Below are 15,959 nucleotides of genomic sequence, written 5' to 3'. Positions count from 1 at the left end.
GGTGACCCATTGATTCAGAGATTAAGCCGCTTCGCAACCAAAAAATCACAACTGTAATGCTAGAGCGTGATTGACGTGAGGCAATCACGCTCTAGCGCGATCGTTTGAGGTTCGCTCAACCGAGCGAGCCGAAAGCGTGAAACGCTCTCAGCCCGGCTCGTCCTCTTCTTCATCCTCCGGCTTGGCGGGCAGGGCATAACTTCCGGTGAGCCAGCGGCCCAAATCCACCTGCGCGCAGCGTTCCGAGCAAAATGGTTTATGCGCCTCCACGCCAGGCTTTTCACAAATCGGACAGATCGTTTTCATCGCAACACCTCATGCAATCCCGGCCGCACCCGGCGGCGCACAATCTCGGCAAACCCCAGATGCGAAAATCCCAAAAACGCCGGTTTCAAAAAATCCCGGCCCAGCGCCGCGCTCAGCGGCGCCGCCAGCCTTAATCGCGCGGCGGGCTTCATCCCGGCAAAATCCACCAAAATCCCACCCGATAAATTGCGCAACACTATCTGCCGGCAAATTTCGGGGATAATCGCGGTATTCAACGCCAGTTGCGAAACCTCAGAGCCAGCCCCGGCATCAATATCGATCAGCACCGCCGCCGGTGCGGTGGTGATATGCATGGCCGCTCCCAGCGGCAGCGGCGCGCAAGGCTCGGCCAACCCCGCCACCTCATCTTCCAGCACGGCATCGAACGCCATGGCATCATAGCGCAACCGCTCCCCCAGCCGGGGCCGCAACTGCGCGATCAGCGCGTAATCATCCACCAGAATTTCCCCGGCCGCCCTTGCCACCAGCTCCAGCAACGGCCCATCGCCCCGGCGCAGCAACCCCGGTTTTTCCCCCGGTTCCTCATTTTCTACCGCCAGCCGGGGCCCCTTGCCGCCCTGCGCGCTGCGGCTTACCCGCACCGCCACATAGGTGCCAATCGAAAGCCCCTTGCCCCCCGCGCTATCAGGCAAAAACCCAGCCACCCCGCCAATTTCGACAAACCGCCCGGCCATGGCTGGCAGCACCGCCTCAACCCGCCCGGTATAGACATCGCCAACGCCATCAGGCGCGGCCAGATCCCATATCCAGAATTCGCTTAAAACGCCGCCATCCAGCCGCGCCACCCGCACCACATCGCCCCGGCGCGAGGCCCGGATCATCGATAACCCAGCCCCCGCAGGAGCGAGGCGGTTTCATGCAGCGGCAACCCGACCACGCCGGAATATGAGCCGGAAACAAAATCCACGAACGCCGCGGCCTTGCCCTGAATGGCATAGCCGCCGGCCTTGCCGCGCCACTCGCCGCCATCCAGGTAATCGCGCAACTGCCCCGCATCCAGCCGGGCAAACCCCACCACGGAACCCACCACGCGGCTGGCCACCCGGCCATCGGGCGCGCGCACCGCGACCCCGGTATAAACCCGGTGTCTGCGGCCGGAGAGGAGTGTCAGGCATTTTTCCGCTTGTTCCGGGGTTTCCGCCTTGGGCAGAATCCGCGCCCCGGCGGCGGCGACCGTATCGGCGGCAATCACAAATCCATCGCCTGGCACCAGCTTGGCCAAAGCGATACGCAGCGCGTAGGCACGGGGTGGTTCCCCCGCCAGCGGCGTCTCATCAATATCAGGAGCAACAATCTGGTCCGGCTCTATCCCGATCTGGCGAAGCAGCTCAAGCCGTCTGGGGCTGGCCGAAGCCAGAATCACTTGAAGCGGAATGTGATCCGGCCCTTGGTCAGGTCATAAGGGGTCATCTCGACGTTCACACGGTCCCCGGCCAGAACCCGGATACGGTTTTTGCGCATCTTGCCGCTGGTATGGGCGAGAATCACATGGTCATTGTCGAGCTTGACGCGGAACATCGCGTTGGGAAGCAGTTCAGTGACCATGCCGCTGAACTCGATCATATCTTCTTTAGACAAACACACCTCGTGCAAATTGCTGGAACGCTGCGGGTGAAATGGGCTTAACTTTCTCTCCGGTCAAGTTTTTCCAAGCCGGACCGCCACGGAGGCGGCATGCGCGCCCAGGTTCTCGGCCGCCGCCAGGGCCACGGCGGCGGGGCCGATCGCCTCCAGCGTGCCTGCCGCCAGCTTCACCCAGGTCGTGCGCTTCATAAAATCATAGACTGAAAGCCCGGAGGAGAAGCGCGCGGTGCCGGAGGTCGGCAGCACGTGGTTGGGCCCGGCCACATAGTCGCCGATGGCCTCTGGGCAGTCCTGGCCCATGAAAACCGCTCCGGCATGGCGGATTTTGGCGAACATCCGCTCCGGCTCGGCCAGCATGAGCTGCAGGTGCTCGGGCGCGATGCGGTTGGCCAGCACCACGGCCTCGTCCCAGTCATGCACCAGAATCACCGCGCCATGGCGGCGGATGCTCTCGCCGGCGATCGCCGCGCGCGGCAGGGTCTCCAGGGCTGTTTTCACGGCGTCCAGCACGCTGGCGGCCAGGGCGCCGCTGGTGGTGATGAGGAGTGCCTGCGCCTCTTCATCATGTTCGGCCTGGGCCAGCAGGTCTAGCGCCAGATGCGCCGGGTTGGCGCTGTCATCGGCCAGAATCAGCACTTCCGAGGGGCCGGCGATGGAATCAATGCCGACCTGGCCAAAAACCTGGCGCTTCGCCTCCGCGACATAGGCGTTGCCGGGGCCGGTGATGCGGTCCACCTTGGCGATTTGCTCCGTGCCATAGGCCATCGCGGCCACCGCCTGGGCGCCGCCAATGCGGTAGATTTCGCTCACCCCCGCCATTTTGGCCGCGGCCAGCACGAGCGGGTTGAGCACGCCGTCCGGTGCGGGAACACAGCAGGCGATCCGCCCGACCCCGGCGACTTTCGCCGGGATGGCGTTCATCAGCACCGAGGAGGGGTAGGAGGCTTTGCCCCCCGGCACATAGATGCCCACGGCATCCAGCGCGCCCCAGCGCATGCCCAGCGTGGCGCCGGTCTCATCGGTGAATTTGATATCCTGCGGCAATTGCGCCCGGTGGAAACGCTCGATCCGCGCGGCGGCCAGGGCCAGGGCGTCGCGCAGGGCGTGCGGAATTTCCGCGGTGGCGACAGAGATCTCGTCGGCGGTGATGCGCAGGTCTGCGGCGGTCATCGCCACCCGGTCAAACCTGTTGGTGTAGTCCAATACCGCCGCATCGCCGCGTTCGCGCACCTGGGCGATGATTTCGCGCACCTGCGCGCCAACCTGCGGCTCGTCGGCCGAGCGCGCGAGCAGGGCGTTGAATTGGGCGGCGAAATGCGGCTGGGCGGTGGAGAGGAATTTCATGCGGCGAGGGCCTTGCGGAAACTTTCAATCCAGAAATTGACCTCATCGGGCCGGGTTTTCAAGGCAATCCGGTTGACGATCAGGCGCGAGGAGACATGCGCGATCACATCGGTTTCCACCAGCCCGTTGGCCTTGAGCGTGCTGCCTGTCTGCACCAGGTCCACGATGAGCCGGGAGAGGCCAAGGCCGGGGGCGAGCTCCATGGAGCCGTTCAGCTCCACCACCTCAGCCTGGATGCCTTTGGCGGCAAAGTGTTTTTTGGCCAGATTGGGGTATTTGCTGGCGACCCGGATGCGCGAGAGAGAGGCGAAATTGGTGTGCACATCGTCCTTGGGTTCGGCGACGGAGATGCGGCAATGGCCGATGCCCAGGTCGAGCGGCGCGTAGATTTCCTGATAGTCGAATTCCATCAGCACATCGCCGCCGCAGATACCGATCTGGGCGCCGCCGAAGGCGACGAAGGTGGCGACATCGAAGGAGCGCACGCGAATGACGTCCAGCTCTGGATGATTGGTGGGAAAACGCAGCCGCCGGCTCGATTCGTCTGCATAATCAGCGGCCGGGGCAATGCCGGCGCGGGCGAGAAGGGGGCCGGCCTCATCAAGGATGCGGCCTTTGGGAAGGGCAAGGACAATCGACATGGCCGGGGGATTACCACCGGGGCGAGGGTGAGGCTAGTGTCCCGATTTTGAGGTTCGTAACATCAAAATATCTTCCCTCGCGGGACACGAGCGCTTTGTTTTCAGTAGCCGCTTTTTCTGATGGCGATTCACGCTTTCGGCTCGCTCGGTTGAGCGAACCTCAAACGATCGCACTCTAGAGTGCGATAACTTGAGATTGGCCTGCTTTGCGGGCCGGCGGCCCGGGCTTTCGCACGGCCGAGCCACCTTCCGGCGATCGGGCGCGGCGCTGATCATGCCGCGCGGATCATGACGATGGCCCGCGGCGGAATTTGATATAGGGCCGTAATCGTCAGTGATATGGTTGACGCAGATCAAGGCTGAATAAATTTGATTTTGGTATAGCCTTGATTTCAGGCGGAAGGGTTACGGATGTGCAACCTACGGTGGTTTCGCGGCGATTGGAATCGAATAATAATTCAGGCCGGACCAAGGCCGATTCAAATTATGGGTTTTTGAAATGAACAATGAAGACATGCCGGTATTTGGCCACAAACATATTGATGAGGCGCCGCTGGCGCAGGTGGATGGTGCGTTCGTGGTGAAGCCGGTGGCGGCTTCGCCGGTGCTGGTGCCGTTGCGGCCGTCCCCGCAACCTGCGGCACCGGTTCCTAATTATGCTTATGATATCAGCCACGCCCAGACGGGTGCCGCCATGGAGGCGGGGCGTGGTTTGCGTGAGGACGTTGCGAAACTGCGCGCGGTCTGTCTGACAAAAATAGATGCGCAGGCGGTTGCATCCTTGCCACCCGACCGTTTATGGGCCGAGATTGAGCGGCTCGTTTCGCAATTGGCGAGTGAATACCACATACAGATGAATATCAGCGAGCAGCGCCAGCTGGCGACCGAGCTGGTGGACGATATGATCGGCCTGGGGCCTCTGGAACCTTTGCTGTTGGATGACAGCATTACGGATATCGTGGTGAACGGGCCGGATAAAACCTTTATTGAACGTGGCGGCAAGCTGGTGCAGGCGGCTGTGCATTTTCGTGACTGGGAGCATCTGACCAATATTTGCCAGCGGATCGCGGCATCGGTCGGCCGCCATGTGGATGAGGGCAGCCCGATGGTGGATGCCCGGCTCAAGGATGGCTCGCGTGTGAATGTGGTGCTGCCGCCGCTGACATTGGACGGGCCGGCCATTTCGATCCGCAAGTTCAGCAAAAAGACCATGGATTTTCAAAAGCTGATCGGGTTTGGCTCGCTGACGCCCTCGATTGCAAAGATTTTGGAGATTTGTGCCCGGTGCCGGTTGAATGTCATCGTCTCGGGCGGGACGGGCTCTGGCAAAACCACTTTGATGAATGCGCTGAGCCAGTATATCGACCCGAGCGAGCGCATTGTCACCGTGGAGGATGTGGCGGAACTGCAATTGCAGCAGCCGGATATTGTGCGGATGGAGACCCGGCCGCCGAGTCTCGAGGGCAAGGGGGAGGTGGATACCCGCGATCTGGTGCGCAACGCGTTGCGGATGCGCCCTGACCGTATCATCGTCGGTGAGGTGCGGGGCACCGAGGCGTTCGATATGTTGCAGGCGATGAACACGGGGCATGCCGGTTCACTTTCGACCATTCATGCCAACAGCACCCGTGACGCGCTCTCGCGGATCGAGAACATGGTGCAGATGTCCAATATGGGTTTGTCGTCAAAATCCATTCGCACCGAGATGGTGGCGGCGATCAACGTCATCGTGCAACTGGACCGCCAGCGCGATGGGGTGCGGCGGGTGACCGAGGTGACGGATGTTACCGGACTTGAAGCAGATGTTGTGTTGCTGAAGGATATTTTTAAACTGAAGATCCTGGGCGAAGCGCATGATGGGCGGTTGATCGCACGGTATCATGTCGATCGCAGCCAGCCGTCGTTCTACGAGAAGCTGACATATTTCGGCCTCGAGGGCGCCTGGATGGAGGCGATGGAGGAGGCCGCGCACGACCCGGCCATGACGACCGAGCCGTTATGATTTTGGATTTTTAACCAATCCGCTCGATACGCGCGCCGCAGGCGGCGAGTTTTTGCTCCACTGCTTCATAGCCGCGGTCGAGGTGGTAGACGCGCGAGATGGTGGTCTCACCCTCGGCGGCCAGGGCGGCGAGGACCAGGGAGAAGGAGGCGCGCAGGTCAGTCGCCATGACGGGGGCGCCGGTGAGCTTTTTCACGCCGCGGATGATGGCCGAGGAGCCATGCGCGTTGATCCTGGCTCCCATGCGGTTGAGTTCAGGGACATGCATGAAGCGGTTCTCGAAGATGGTCTCGGTGATCATCGAGGCGCCCTCGGCCACGGCCATGAGGGCCATGAACTGGGCCTGCATGTCGGTCGGGAAGCCGGGGAAGGGCTCGGTGACGGCATCCACGCCGTGCAGCCCGTTGGCGCGCTCCACCCAGAAGCCGTTTGGCTCCTCGGTGATGACCACGCCGGCTTCGCGCAGGCTGGAGAGCACGGCGCCAAGGTCGGCGGCGCGGGCGCCCTCGAGGAAGACTTTGCCCCCGGTGATGGCGGCGGCGCAGGCGTAGGTGCCGGTCTCGATACGGTCCGGCAGGATGGCGTGCTGCGCGCCGTGGAGGGATTTGACGCCGTGGATGGTCAGCGTGTCGGTGCCTACGCCCTCGATATTGGCGCCCATGGCCAGGAGGCAGGCGCAGAGGTCGATGATCTCGGGTTCGCGGGCGGCGTTTTTCAGAGTGGTGGTGCCATCGGCCAGGGCGGCGGCCATGAGGAGGTTTTCAGTGGCGCCAACGGAGACGAAGGGGAAGACGATCTGCGCGCCGTGGAGCCCGGTGGGGGCGGTGGCCTCGATGTAGCCGGCGTCCAGCTTGATGACCGCGCCCATGGCCTCCAGGCCCTTCAAATGCAGGTCAACGGGGCGGGTGCCGATGGCGCAGCCGCCGGGGAGCGAGACGCGGGCCTCTCGCCTGCGCGCCAGCAGGGGGCCGAGCACCAGGATGGAGGCGCGCATTTTGCGCACGATGTCATAAGGGGCGAGGGTGTTGGTGATGTGCCCGCCCAGCGAGAGGGTGCGCCCGGAGGGTTCCACCGCGATGCCGTGCTGCGCCAGGAGTGCTGCCATGGTGGCGAGATCGGCCAGTTTGGCGACGTTGGAGAGGACGAGGCGCTCGTCGGTCAGCAGGCCGCAGGTCATGAGGGGGAGGGCGGCGTTTTTGGCGCCGGAGATGGCGATGGTGCCGCGCAGGGGCACGCCGCCGGTGATGCGAATGGAGTCCATAACTATATCCTACAGCAAGACAGGCGCGAGATCACATTCTGGGCAGCGCGACGCCGCGCTGGCCCATGTATTTGCCGGATTTGTCGGCATAGGAGGTCTCGCAAGGGGATGAACCCTGGAGAAAGAGGAACTGGCAGATGCCCTCGCCGGCGTAGATTTTGGCCGGGAGCGGGGTGGTGTTGGAGATCTCGATGGTCACCTGGCCCTCCCATTCGGGCTCCAGCGGGGTGACGTTCACGATGATGCCGCAGCGCGCATAGGTGGATTTGCCCAGACAGATGACCAGAATATCACGCGGGATGCGGAAATATTCGACCGTGTGGGTGAGCGCGAAGCTGTTGGGCGGGATGATGCAGACCGGGCCGGTGCGGTCAACGAAGCTGGTGGGGTTGAAGTTTTTGGGGTCGACCACGGCGGAGTCGACATTGGTGAAAATTTTGAAATGGTCGGAACAGCGGGCGTCATAACCATAGGACGAGAGCCCGTAGGAGACCACGCCGTCACGTTTCTGGGTTTCCACGAAAGGTTCGATCATGGCCGATTCGAGGGCTTTTTGGCGGATCCAATGGTCGGGCATCACGGGCATTTGTTGGTTCCCTCTGCCGCTTGGGCAGGTTTGCTGGCCTCGGCGCGGGCTTGCGCCTTGCGCCGGTGGAGGTTGGCGCGCAGCGCCTCCGCCTCGCGCGCGGCCTTGGCGCGGGCACGGGCGGCGGCCGCAAGCTCGGCCTTGGTTGGAGTTTTCGGCTCAGACATGGCCTTCTTGAAGCCGCGAGGGGGGAAACCGTCAAGGCCCTGTTGCGTCATGGCCAATGCGGCGATATAGGGCGGCACCGCGTATGCTGTCATAGCTCAGGGGTAGAGCACTTCATTGGTAATGAAGAGGTCCTGGGTTCAATTCCCAGTGACAGCACCAGCGGGGTTGAAACCGGGGGAAGGTTGGTTTAGTCCCTCGGAGGTGTGCCCAAGTAGCTCAGTTGGTAGAGCATGCGACTGAAAATCGCAGTGTCACTGGTTCGATTCCGGTCTTGGGCACCATTTTCCCGTTAAAGTGATGAAAATTTTTTATTCCGCCAGGGAATGCTCTGGCCTTTATTATAGGCGCAGGCTAGTTATTTGGCGACGCGCCTGGTCTTTATCGTGTGGGCCCCGAGCGTTTTGAAATTTGGAAACACCGGTTTGGGCGGAAACGCCTGGCCAGCACTGTGTAACAGGAAAGAAGCTAGAAACATGTCGAAAGCATTTATTGCTGAAGTTATTCAGAATTCTGCTGAAATTACCGGGGTTGCGGCGAATCGCACGGCCGCGGAACTGATTGATGCCGTGGTTAAGGAATTGAAGAAGAACGGTAAGTTCACGCTGCCGAGCTTTGGCACGTTCACCGTGCGCAAGACCAAGGCCCGCAAGGGTGTGAATCCGCGGACCGGCGAAGAGATCAAGGTGAAAGCTGGCAAGACCGTGCGCTTTAAAGCTTCTCCAAGCCTGAAGAAGATGGTTTGAGGTTAATAAAAAGTTAGTTAAAAAAGCGGCCCGGGGCGACTCGGGCCGCTTTTTTTATGACGATGCGGTGCCGTGAATGCGAGGCGTTTTCATTTGGGCAAGGCGGCACCTTCAATGGATGAAAAATCTGATTGACCGGCCCGGTAACATCTTGTTGCGGCGCGGTGATGGTTGGTGCGGCGCAATGCGGGCCGGGGTGGAATGAGTGGTGCTGGCGGTGCGGGGGGATGCCAGCTTGCGCTGGCATGACGAGGTGCTGGCATGACGAAGGTGCTGGCGTGACGAGCGGGTGGCGCCGGCATGATGCGGGCGGGGCGTGGTTAAATGTCGATATCCGTGACGCTGCCTGCATTTTCCTGAATGAAGGCGAAGCGCAGTTCGGGGCGCTTGCCCATCAGGCTCTCCACCATGTTGGAGGTTTCGGCGCGCGATTCCGGTGGGTTGGTGATGCGCAGCAGGGTGCGTTTTTTCGGGTCCATGGTGGTTTCCTTCAACACCTGCGGTGGCATTTCGCCCAGGCCCTTGAAGCGGCTGACCTCCAGCTTGGCGCCGGGCTTGAAGGTTTTTATGAGTTTTTCGCGGGCGGCGTCGTCCATCGCATAGATGCTCTTCGCACCTTGCACGATGCGGTAGAGCGGGGGCTGCGCCAGATAGACATGGCCGTGGCGGATCAGCTCGGGCAGTTCGCGGTAGAAGAAGGTCATCAGCAGGGAGGCGATGTGGGCGCCGTCGACATCGGCGTCGGTCATGATGATGATGCGCTCGTAGCGCAGGTTGGCGCGGTTGAAATTCTGCCCGACGCCGCAGCCGAGCGCCTCGATGAGGTCTTTCAGTTCCTGGTTCTGCCGCAGTTTTTCGGTGGAGGCGGAAGCGACGTTCAGGATTTTGCCTTTAAGCGGCAGGATCGCCTGGGTGTTGCGGTTGCGGGCCTGTTTGGCAGAGCCGCCGGCCGAGTCGCCCTCGACCAGGAAGATTTCCGTACCCTCGGCGTTTTCGGTGCTGCAATCAGCCAGTTTTCCGGGCAGGCGCAGGCGGCGGGTGGCGGATTTGCGCGGGGTGTCCTTCAGCTCCTTACGGCGGATGCGATCTTCGGCGCGCTCGATGATGAAGGCCAGAAGATTGTCGGCATTTGTGGGGTCGCCCGCGAGGAAATGGTCGAAGCGGTCGCGCAGGGAGATTTCGGTGAGGCGGGTGGCCTCGGGGTTGGTGAGTTTTTCCTTGGTCTGGCCCTGGAATTGCGGCTCGCGGATGAAGAGGGAAAATTTGGCGCGCAGGCAGCCTAAAATGTCATCGGCGATGATGGCGGCGCCGCGCTTGTTGTTGCGCTGCTCGGCCCAGGCGCGCAGGCCCTTGAGCAAGGCGGCGCGGAAGCCAGCCTCATGGGTGCCGCCGAGCGGGGTGGGCACGGTGTTGCAATAGGTGTCGAGGCTGGAGTCGCCGCGCTCGATCCAGGCGCAGGCCCATTCGAGCTTGCCTTGGTCGGAACCATCGGGCCCTACCGGGAATTTGGCTTCGCCGGCCCAGATTTCGGGGAGGATCTGGGGCGTGGCGCCGAGGTCGGCTGCCAGCGAGTCGCGCAGGCCGCCGGGGAAGTGGAGTTCAGCGGTGGCCGGGGTTTCGGAGTCGGCCTTCAGCAGGCCGGGGTCGCAGGACCATTTGATGCGCACGCCGCGGAAGAGATAGGCTTTCGAGCGGCAGAGCTTGTAGAGGCGGGCGGGGGAGAATTGCTTGCCGTCGAAAATCTCGGTGTCGGGGGTGAAGCGGATGGTAGTGCCGCGGCGGTTTTGGATGGGGCCGGCTTCGATGAGTTTGGTAACCGGGATGCCTTTGGCGAACTCCTGGCGGTAGAGTTTTTTGTCGCGCGCGACCTCGGCGGTGAAGGCGCTGGAGAGGGCGTTGACAACCGAGGAGCCGACGCCGTGCAGGCCGCCGGAGGTGGCGTAGGCCTTGCCGGAGAATTTGCCGCCCGAGTGCAGGGTGGTGAGAATAACCTCAAGCGCGGATTTGTTTTTGAACTTCGGGTGCGGGTCGACCGGGATGCCGCGGCCGTTGTCGCGTACGGTGAGGGTGTTGCCGGGCTCCAGCGACATTTCGATGATGCTGGCGTGGCCGGCGACGGCTTCGTCCATGGAGTTATCGAGAATTTCGGCGGCGAGGTGGTGCAATGCCGCGTCGTCCGTGCCGCCGATATACATGCCGGGGCGGCGGCGCACGGGCTCCAGGCCCTCAAGGACCTCAATGTCCTTGGCGCCGTAGCTCTCTTTACTGGGGCCGCTTTCGAATAAGTCGCTCAAGGTGTTCCGACTCCGGTGGTGGTCAACGCTTCAGTTGCCATGGACCGGGGGCGAGGCCAAGGGGTGGATGCCCGGCTTTCGCAAGGCATGACAGTGGCGGGCGGGATTACTCGCCGGTGCTGTGAATGTCGTGGGTGTGGATGCCGCCGCCAGTGCCCTTCATTTCCAGCCATTCGGAATGCGCCAGGGTGTTGCGGGTGTCGTAATAGCCTGAGCGCCAATGGTCCTTCATCGAGAGGCGGCTGAATTCATAGTCCTTGGCGCCGCCCTCGTAGGCCTTTTGCTGGTAGATGAGCTGCATGATGTTGATTTCGGGCAGGCGTTCGAGTTCGACTTTGAGGGCGGTCTGGGCGTCGGTCAGGCGCTCATAGGGGAGCAGGCTGAGGGCGTCGCGCAGGGCCTGTTTGAGCCGGTGGGTCTGGAGGAAATGGTCGGTGGTGGTGCGGGTGCGCGAGGAATACTGGATGTCCTTCTGGCGGGAGAGGACGTCTGGCATGTCGCGCGGAACGTCGCCGCTGGCGGAGAAGAGGTCAACCTGGAAGACCAGCAGGTTCATGCTGCCGCAATTGTCGAGCAGGTGTTGCAGCGGGGTGTTGGAGACCAGCCCGCCGTCCCAGTAGTAATGTTTGCCGATGCGCACCATAGGCAGGGCCGGGGGCAGGGCGCCGCTGGCCATGATGTGCTCGGGGCCGATCTCGACCTGGGTATTGTCAAAATAAAGGAAATTGGCCGTGGCGACGTCAACCGCGCCAACCGCGAAACGGGGGGTGCGGCTGTTGATGAGGTCGAAATCGACGAGGTTTTCCAGCGTTTTGTGCAGGGGGCTGCTGTCATAAAGGGCGGTGGCGCCGCGGGCGCCGCGCGGGGCGAGCCAGGCATTGACGGTGGCGGGCTGGAAGAAGCCGGGCTGGCCGAAGACCATGCCGTTGAGGGCGGAGAGGATGTTGCGCAGCTTGCGCGGGTTGTCCCCCTCTGGCCAGAGGGTGAAGGGGTCGCGGGCGGTGATGTCCAGCCAGAATTTTTCCAGCTTTTCCAGCCGGTCTTCGGGCTTGTTGCCGGCGATGATGGCGGCGTTGATGGAGCCGATGGAGACACCCGCGATCCAGTCAGGCTCAAAATTGGCCTCGTGCAGGGCCTGATACACGCCGGCCTGGTAGGCGCCGAGCGCGCCGCCGCCCTGGAGGACCAGGCCGATGCCGTCGCAGGCGGCGGGACGGGCCATCGGCGCGATGGGGGCGAGCGGCTTGCGCAGCGGGGTACGCGGGTCTGTCAGCATGTCCATAGCAATGATCCTTGGTCCGGCGGGCGGTCTGTAGCAGCATATAGAGTGGAGGGTGGCAAATAGAATGTGACATAATTGTCACATGAAACCAGTGCTCTGGGTACATAGTTAAGAGAACCATAGGAGAAAGCCATATGACGCGCGATGAGATACTCGGTGCTTCCTCGATGCCGCTCGCCTCTCCCAGTTATCCGAAGGGGCCGTTCCGGTTCACTAATCGTGAATACTTACTGATTCATTACGAAACGGACCCCGCGGCGCTGCGGGCAATGTTGCCGGAGCCATTGGAGCCGGACGGGAATCATGTGTTTTTTGAATGGATGAAAATGCCCGATTCGTCGGGGTTTGGCGATTACGAGGAGAGCGGCTGCGGGATCGCGGCAACGTATAATGGTATTAAGTGTAATTACAGTTGCATGATGTTTCTCGACGATGAGGCGCCGACCACGGGCGGGCGGGAGATTTGGGGGTTTCCCAAGAAATTCGGTATTCCAAGGGTGAAGACGATTCATGAGACGCTGACGGGTACGCTCTATTATGACGAGGAGCGGGTGGCGCTGGGAACCATGGTGTATAAGCAGACGCCGATGGATCTGGCGCAGACGAAGGCGGGCATGGGTAAATTGAACGTGAATTTGAAATTTATCCCCGATGTGGATGGCAGTCCGAAGATCGCGCAGCTTGTTGGGTATCATCTGCAGGACATTGATTTGAAATTCGCCTTTACGGGCGATGCGCGGCTGCATCTGGTACCGCATGTGAATTGCCGGCTGGCGGATTTGCCGGTACGGAAAATTATGTATGGGCAGCATTTATGTGCCGATTTGACGCTGCCCTATGGCACGGTGCTGCATGATTATCTCGATGACCCGAAATAAGGAGAATTGGTAATGGCGTTAAAAGGCAAGGTGGCTTTGGTGACGGGCTCGACGAGCGGCATTGGGTTGGGCATTGCGCGCGCGCTGGCTGCGCAAGGGGCTGATATTATGCTCAACGGGTTTGGCGATGCCGGGGAGATTGAGGCGCTGCGTGCCGGGCTGGCGGCTGAATTCTCGGTGCGCGTGCTCTATGATGGCGCGGATTTGAGCAAGCCGGACCAGGTGGCGGCGATTGTGCAAAAGACCCAAAGTGAGCTGGGAAGCCTGGATGTATTGGTAAATAATGCCGGGATTCAGTTTGTGGCGCCCGTAGATGAGTTCCCGGAAGCGAAATGGGATGCGATTTTGGCGATTAATCTCTCGGCGGTGTTTTATGGCATGAAATACGCCATTCCGGGGATGAAGGCGAAGGGCTGGGGGCGGATTATCAACATCGCCTCGGCGCACGGTCTGGTGGCGAGCCCGAACAAGGTGGCCTATGTGGCGGCCAAACATGGCGTGGTCGGCGCGACGAAGGTGGCTGCGATCGAGCTGGCGAATGACGGGATTACGGTGAATGCGATCTGCCCCGGCTGGGTGCTCACACCTTTGGTGCAGAAGCAGCTTGAGGACCGGGCGAAGGCCGCTGGGACCGATGTGGAAACCGAGAAGAAGAAAATGATTTCGGAAACGCAGCCGATGCATAAATTCTCGTCGCCGGAAGAGATCGGCGCGCTGGCGGTGTTTTTGTGCTCCGATGGGGCGCAGACGATCACCGGGACGCCGCTTTCAATCGATGGCGGCTGGGTGGCGCATTAGGTTTAGGCACCGGGCGGGGGCTTTGCTCCCGGCTGGAGCTTGCGTGTAAGCTGGCTGCGTAACTCAGGTGCGGGGAGACGCCAAGATTTTAAACCATGAAACCGAGGCGGCGCGATTTGCCGCGATGTTGCGGCGTTCGGCCGCGCTGAAGCTGGAATTGGCTGCGAATGCGGCGCCGGTGCTGGATATTGTAGGGGCGTGCGAACGGGCGATCCGTAGTGGCGGCAAGTTGATTTTTTGCGGCAATGGCGGGTCGGCGGCGGATGCGCAGCATCTGGCCACCGAGCTGGTGATACGGCTGCGCGGGGCGGTTGCGCGCGAGAGCTGGCCGGCGATGACGCTGGCGATGGATACCTCGGCGGTGACGGCGGCGGTGAATGATTTTGGCGTGGAGGAGATGTTCGCGCGCCCGCTGCGCGGGTTGGGCCGGGCGGGGGATGTGTTGTTTGGCATCACCACCTCCGGGCGCTCGGTGAATGTGCTGCACGCTTTGCAGGCGGCGCGCGAGATGGGGATTGTGACCGTCGGGTTTCTGGGCGGGGATGGCGGGGCGGCGCTGCCGCTGTGCGATTTCGCCGTGGTGGTGCCCGATTCGGAGACGGCGCGGATCCAGGAATGCCACATTACGCTGGGGCATGCCGTGCTGACCCTGCTGGAAGACCGGTTGGTCGGCTGATGCGGGTATTGGTGACGGGGGCGGCCGGGTTTATTGGCTATCATGTGGCGCAGGCGTTGCTGGCGCGGGGCATCGAGGTGGTGGGGGTTGATGACCTCAACACGTATTACGATGTGCGGCTGAAGCAGGCGCGCCTCGCCAGGCTGGGGGCGGGGTTCACGTTCCACAAATTGGACATTGCCGACCATGAGGCGGTGATGCGTTTGGGTGACGGGGTTGAGGTGATCGTGCATGTCGCGGCGCAGGCGGGGGTCCGTTATTCGCTGGAGCAGCCGTTTGCCTACGCGGCCTCGAATTTGACCGGGCATCTCTCGATTTTGGAGCTGGCGCGGCATACGCCGGGCGTGAAGCATCTGATTTATGCGAGCTCGTCCTCGGTTTATGGAACGGGATCGGCGCTGCCTTATGCGGAGGATGCACGGGCGGATCAGCCGTCGTCACTGTATGCGGCGACCAAGCGGGCGGATGAGCTGATGAGCAAATCCTATACGCATCTCTTTGGATTGAAGCAGACGGGGTTGCGGTTTTTTACCGTGTATGGGCCCTGGGGCCGGCCGGATATGGCGTATTTTGGGTTCGCCGAGGCGATTTGCGCAGGCAAACCGGTGACTTTGTATGATGAAGGCCGGTTGAAGCGCGATTTCACCTATATCGACGACATCGTGGCCGGGATCATGGGGGTGTTTGACCATCCGCCAGAGGATGCGGCGCCGCATAGGTTGTTTAATATCGGCAATAACCGCGCGGAATATGTGACTGATCTGGTGCGGTTATTGGAAGAGGGGCTGGGGCGCAGCGCAGTGACGGTGAATTTGCCGAAGCCGGAAGCGGACCCGGTGGAGACATGCGCGGATGTGTCGGCGTTGGGGGCGTTGTGCGGTTATGCGCCAACGACGCCGCTGGAGGTGGGGATACCGAGATTTGTGGCGTGGTATCTACGCTGGCGGGAGATGCGCGCGGCGGCTTGAAGGGCGAATCGCGCGAATAATAGGGCGGGGGCGGACCGAAGTGAGGTTCGCCCCCGTTTTTTTTGGTCTGCGCGGTGGCGCGGCTTTGGGGGGGCGAGGATGGGGGCTAAGGGCGCGTGAACGGGCTGAAAAGTTTTTTATCCTTATAATTCAATCGATTGATAGAAAAATTACAGATTTTGGCGGTTTTGGTTTGCGGTCAGGGTTGACGGGTTTGATCTCTTTCCATAGAAGCTGCCTCCACCGAGCACGGTTTCGGAATTGACTTCGACTTCGTGCCCGGCTAATCTGATACGCTTCGCGACGGGGGACTTTGGCCCGTCGTTTTGTTCTTTGGGTTATGTTATTTGACAATTGAATAGGCTGGGAAGGGATACGTTGGTGGCGTTTCTGGGCTGTGCTGCAAG

The 15,959-nt window shown here is 61.5% G+C and carries 17 protein-coding genes and 2 tRNA genes; 8 read left to right on the top strand and 11 right to left on the bottom strand.

From position 1 onward, the window contains the following. Window positions 1-147 precede the first annotated feature (147 nt). Genes yacG through hisG form a run of 6 tightly spaced genes read right to left on the bottom strand, consistent with a single transcriptional unit; the run spans window position 148 to window position 3,896 of the window. Window positions 148-306: a DNA gyrase inhibitor YacG gene (yacG, locus tag QQJ84_RS14220; protein WP_284258965.1), complete on the bottom strand. Its 159-nt coding sequence runs from the start codon at window positions 304-306 to the stop codon at window positions 148-150. Next, window positions 303-1,148, bottom strand: a complete 846-nt coding sequence (locus tag QQJ84_RS14215; protein ID WP_284258964.1) for a ribonuclease E/G — start codon at window positions 1,146-1,148, stop codon at window positions 303-305. The genes yacG and QQJ84_RS14215 overlap by 4 nt, the downstream gene beginning before the upstream one ends. Then, window positions 1,145-1,690: a Maf family protein gene (locus QQJ84_RS14210; protein ID WP_284258963.1), complete on the bottom strand. Its 546-nt coding sequence runs from the start codon at window positions 1,688-1,690 to the stop codon at window positions 1,145-1,147. Before QQJ84_RS14210 ends, QQJ84_RS14215 begins: the two co-directional genes overlap by 4 nt. Next, window positions 1,687-1,905 carry a translation initiation factor IF-1 gene (gene infA, locus QQJ84_RS14205; RefSeq protein WP_183266526.1) on the bottom strand — a complete coding sequence of 73 codons (219 nt, stop codon included), beginning with the start codon at window positions 1,903-1,905 and terminating at the stop codon, window positions 1,687-1,689. The genes QQJ84_RS14210 and infA overlap by 4 nt, the downstream gene beginning before the upstream one ends. A gap of 60 nt (window positions 1,906-1,965) precedes the next feature. Next, a complete protein-coding gene (gene hisD, locus QQJ84_RS14200) occupies window positions 1,966-3,255 on the bottom strand; it encodes a histidinol dehydrogenase (RefSeq protein WP_284258962.1) in 1,290 nt (429 codons plus the stop codon). Then, entirely contained in the window at window positions 3,252-3,896 is a 645-nt protein-coding gene (hisG, locus tag QQJ84_RS14195) for an ATP phosphoribosyltransferase (RefSeq protein WP_284258961.1), read from the bottom strand. Before hisG ends, hisD begins: the two co-directional genes overlap by 4 nt. Window positions 3,897-4,395: 499 nt before the next feature. On the opposite strand from hisG, the gene QQJ84_RS14190 reads away from it, so the two are divergent. Beyond that, window positions 4,396-5,898, top strand: a complete 1,503-nt coding sequence (locus QQJ84_RS14190; protein WP_284258960.1) for a CpaF family protein — start codon at window positions 4,396-4,398, stop codon at window positions 5,896-5,898. A 10-nt stretch (window positions 5,899-5,908) separates the two neighbouring features. Here the strand turns inward: QQJ84_RS14190 and murA are convergent, their stop codons facing one another. From murA to QQJ84_RS14175, 3 genes are read right to left on the bottom strand one after another with little or no spacing between them, the layout of a single operon-like run. Further along, window positions 5,909-7,159 carry a UDP-N-acetylglucosamine 1-carboxyvinyltransferase gene (gene murA, locus QQJ84_RS14185; protein WP_284258959.1) on the bottom strand — a complete coding sequence of 417 codons (1,251 nt, stop codon included), beginning with the start codon at window positions 7,157-7,159 and terminating at the stop codon, window positions 5,909-5,911. Window positions 7,160-7,190: 31 nt separating this feature from the next. Then, window positions 7,191-7,745 (bottom strand): dCTP deaminase, encoded by a 555-nt coding sequence (gene dcd / locus QQJ84_RS14180; RefSeq protein ID WP_284258958.1) that lies wholly within the window; start codon window positions 7,743-7,745, stop codon window positions 7,191-7,193. Beyond that, window positions 7,736-8,005, bottom strand: a complete 270-nt coding sequence (locus tag QQJ84_RS14175) for a hypothetical protein (protein WP_284258957.1) — start codon at window positions 8,003-8,005, stop codon at window positions 7,736-7,738. The genes dcd and QQJ84_RS14175 overlap by 10 nt, the downstream gene beginning before the upstream one ends. Between QQJ84_RS14175 and QQJ84_RS14170 the strand changes: the two genes are divergently transcribed. The 3 genes from QQJ84_RS14170 (at window position 7,998) to QQJ84_RS14160 (ending at window position 8,656) form a co-directional block, all read left to right on the top strand. Next, a tRNA-Thr gene (locus QQJ84_RS14170) sits at window positions 7,998-8,072 on the top strand. The genes QQJ84_RS14175 and QQJ84_RS14170 overlap by 8 nt on opposite strands. 46 nt (window positions 8,073-8,118) lie before the next feature. Further along, window positions 8,119-8,194, top strand: a tRNA-Phe gene (locus QQJ84_RS14165). Between the two features lie 192 nt (window positions 8,195-8,386). Next, on the top strand, window positions 8,387-8,656 hold the full coding sequence (locus QQJ84_RS14160) for an HU family DNA-binding protein (RefSeq protein ID WP_284258956.1): 270 nt from the start codon (window positions 8,387-8,389) through the stop codon (window positions 8,654-8,656). Between the two features lie 320 nt (window positions 8,657-8,976). Here QQJ84_RS14160 and parE read toward each other — a convergent pair whose 3' ends face one another. Beyond that, window positions 8,977-10,950, bottom strand: a complete 1,974-nt coding sequence (gene parE / locus QQJ84_RS14155) for a DNA topoisomerase IV subunit B (protein WP_284258955.1) — start codon at window positions 10,948-10,950, stop codon at window positions 8,977-8,979. Window positions 10,951-11,056: 106 nt separating this feature from the next. Then, the gene (locus QQJ84_RS14150; protein ID WP_284258954.1) at window positions 11,057-12,232 is read right to left on the bottom strand and encodes a patatin-like phospholipase family protein; all 1,176 of its coding nucleotides are present in this window, start codon (window positions 12,230-12,232) and stop codon (window positions 11,057-11,059) included. Window positions 12,233-12,366: 134 nt separating this feature from the next. Between QQJ84_RS14150 and QQJ84_RS14145 the strand changes: the two genes are divergently transcribed. The 4 genes from QQJ84_RS14145 (at window position 12,367) to QQJ84_RS14130 (ending at window position 15,552) form a co-directional block, all read left to right on the top strand. After that, a complete protein-coding gene (locus QQJ84_RS14145; protein WP_284258953.1) occupies window positions 12,367-13,110 on the top strand; it encodes an acetoacetate decarboxylase in 744 nt (247 codons plus the stop codon). 12 nt (window positions 13,111-13,122) lie between these two features. After that, the gene (locus QQJ84_RS14140; protein WP_284258952.1) at window positions 13,123-13,908 is read left to right on the top strand and encodes a 3-hydroxybutyrate dehydrogenase; all 786 of its coding nucleotides are present in this window, start codon (window positions 13,123-13,125) and stop codon (window positions 13,906-13,908) included. Window positions 13,909-14,032: 124 nt separating this feature from the next. Continuing rightward, a complete protein-coding gene (locus tag QQJ84_RS14135; RefSeq protein ID WP_284258951.1) occupies window positions 14,033-14,584 on the top strand; it encodes a D-sedoheptulose-7-phosphate isomerase in 552 nt (183 codons plus the stop codon). Further along, window positions 14,584-15,552, top strand: a complete 969-nt coding sequence (locus QQJ84_RS14130; RefSeq protein ID WP_284258950.1) for an NAD-dependent epimerase/dehydratase family protein — start codon at window positions 14,584-14,586, stop codon at window positions 15,550-15,552. Before QQJ84_RS14135 ends, QQJ84_RS14130 begins: the two co-directional genes overlap by 1 nt. Window positions 15,553-15,959: the final 407 nt, after the last annotated feature.

It is taken from the genome of Acidocella aquatica (assembly GCF_030160635.1).
Lineage (GTDB): Bacteria > Pseudomonadota > Alphaproteobacteria > Acetobacterales > Acetobacteraceae > Acidocella > Acidocella aquatica.
The sequence above is the reverse complement of the archived record's forward strand: the minus strand, read 5'-3'. Positions and strand labels throughout refer to the sequence as shown.